We start from the raw sequence: 2,320 nt of genomic DNA, 5'->3' as shown, positions 1-2,320 counted from the left end.
CGCCGCCTGCCCGGCCGTGAACGCGACGGCGAACACGGCGTCCACCGCCCGCTCCGCCCACGTGCCCAGCAACGCGCCGACGGTACCCGCCAACGGCATCGGGCCGACCCGGGTGCGCACCAGCGCGGCCAGCATGAGACTGACGGAACCGCCGAGCAGGAGGTGGGCGGACCAGACGAGCAGGCTGTGGCCGCGCGCCAGGGCTTCGACGACGGGAGGCATGACCGGCATTCCGGCGCCGAGGACACCCCGGCAGAGCTGCCCGGCGATGGCCGACGGCGCACCGCGCACGGTCTCCTCGCCGCTTGCCGCGGCTGCCCGGCCGAGGGCGGGCGGAGCGCCGATGCCCGTCTCCATTACGGGAGACGCATGCGGAGGCTGTCCGCGATGACCTTGGCCCTGAGCGACAGCAGGCTGAAGGAGCCCGCGTCGCCGATGCCGTGACTGGACTCGCACAGGCCGTTGAGGAACAGCGCGGGGGTGCCGGCCGCCGTCGGCCGCACGTCGTACTCCGGCCCGACATCCAGGTACCCGTGGTCGTCGAAGGCGAAGTCGTCGGCGATCCCGGCCATGAGGGCGGGCACGCGTTCCTGGTGGGAGGCGGGGCCGAGGTCACGGAACCCGGTGGCCAGGACGACGAAGTCCGCGTCGAGTTCCTCGGACTCCCCTGTGTTCAGCTCCTCCACGCCGAGCCGGACACCGTCCTCGCGCACGTCGAGGGCCCGGACCTGGCGGCTGCCCCTGACGAACACGCGCTGGTCGCCGTCGAGGCGCTGCTCGTAGATCAGCCGGTACAGCTCGCGCAGCACGTCGCCGTCGGCGGCCGAATAGTTCGTGAGCCGCATGAACGAGTCGATGGCGGCCTTGCGTTCTCGGGAAGCGCGGTAGTAGTAGTCCGTGAAATCGGGGAAGTACCCCTCCTCGCTGAACGGGCTGCAGTCCTTCTCACGAAGCGTCAGGGACCGCACCAGCGTGGTGACTTCGGTACGGGGAAAGCGCCGGGCAAGGTCGAGGGTGAGCTCGACCGCGCTCTGGCTGCCGCCGACGACCGTCACCGCGCGCGGCTCCCGGCCTGCCTCGTAGAGCTCCTCCAGCCGCCGCAGGGCCGGAAGGTAGCGCGTCAGGTGGAAGACGCGGGGGGAATCCACGGAGTCGAACGGTTCCGGGACGAAGGGAGCGCGCCCGGTGCCGATCACGAGAGTGCGTGCGTGGAGGGTCTCACCCTCGGACGTGGTGACGACGTAACGCTGCTCGCCGGCGGCGTCGCGGTCCAGGGCGACGTCGGTGACGCGCACCCCGTAGTCCACGAGCCCGCCGAAGTGGCCGGCGGCCCAGGTGACGTACTGCGCGTACTCCTTGCGCAGCGGGAACTCCATCGGGAGATTGAGGTGGTCGAGCAACCGGCCGTTCTCGAACAGGTAGTTGATGAAGCTGTAGCGGCTGCGCGGGTTGCGCAACGAGACCAGGTCGCGCACCGGGTGGTTCTGGATGTCCGACCCGTCGAGCATCATGGCGCTCTGCCAGGACGGGCCCGGCCGGCTTTCCAGGAAGCGTGCGTCGACGTCGTGGCCCTCTTCCTCGAGAGCGATGGCCAGGGCCAGGTTGGCCGGGCCGAATCCGATGCCTATCACGTCATGGCAGTGGGTCACTGTTCCCCCTTGATGGGAAGCGAGTACGAGTGGGTGGACGCGGCCGGGCGGGCAGGTCAGGCGGAGGGCGGAAGGATGCCGGCCGCCACCGCGTCGGCGATGAGGCGGCCGACCTCGGGCGCGGTCTTGACGCCGCCGCCGTTCCAGGCCCGCACCGACCACACGTGCGGCACGCCCGTGCCCTCCAGCAGACCGGACGCCGCGCCGCCGCCGGGCGCGGGGGCGTAGGCGTCCGCGGCACGGATCGTCGTGACGAGGTGCGCCGTGGGGAGCCACGGCAGGTGTGGGGTGAGCGCGGCCACGGTGGCCTGTGCGTGCGCGGGGTCCGGGGGTGCGTCGACCGGGCGGTCCCAGACGAGGTGCGGCATGCCGATGAGCGTGCGGTCCGTACCGACCGGCTTCGCGTACCGGCCGGTGCGCAGGTCGACGAAGGTCGCGTGCGGCGGTGCGGACGGGCGGCGCTCGACGATGCTCACCTGGATCGAGCGGGTGCGCACGGGAGTGGCCGGCCGCAGTCCCGGTACCGGGTCGGCGGCCCAGGGCCCGACCGCCGAGACGACGGCCCCGGCGCGGATGACACCGGCGTCGGTGACCACCGCGGGGCGGCCGCCGTCGTCCTCCACCGCGCGTACCCCTGCCGCGCAGTGGACGGCGGCGCCGTCGGCGACCGC

At 72.5% G+C, this 2,320-nt stretch carries 2 protein-coding genes and 1 pseudogene; all 3 read right to left on the bottom strand.

The genetic code is table 11. The features are described 5' to 3' along the window. Nucleotides 1–357, bottom strand: a pseudogene (locus H5J33_RS31600) (amino acid:polyamine antiporter); the annotation flags it as partial. Beyond that, on the bottom strand, nt 357–1,649 hold the full coding sequence (locus H5J33_RS31595; RefSeq protein ID WP_181798177.1) for a lysine N(6)-hydroxylase/L-ornithine N(5)-oxygenase family protein: 1,293 nt from the start codon (nt 1,647–1,649) through the stop codon (nt 357–359). The pseudogene H5J33_RS31600 and the gene H5J33_RS31595, both read right to left, overlap by 1 nt. A 56-nt stretch (nt 1,650–1,705) precedes the next feature. Continuing rightward, nucleotides 1,706–2,320, bottom strand: a 615-nt coding sequence (locus tag H5J33_RS31590) for an FAD-binding oxidoreductase (RefSeq protein ID WP_181798176.1), incomplete at its 5' end; no start/stop codon positions are given.

The organism is Streptomyces sp. WELS2, assembly GCF_013870595.1.
Taxonomy (GTDB): Bacteria; Actinomycetota; Actinomycetes; order Streptomycetales; family Streptomycetaceae; genus Streptomyces.
This window is presented reverse-complemented; position numbering and strand designations above follow the sequence as displayed.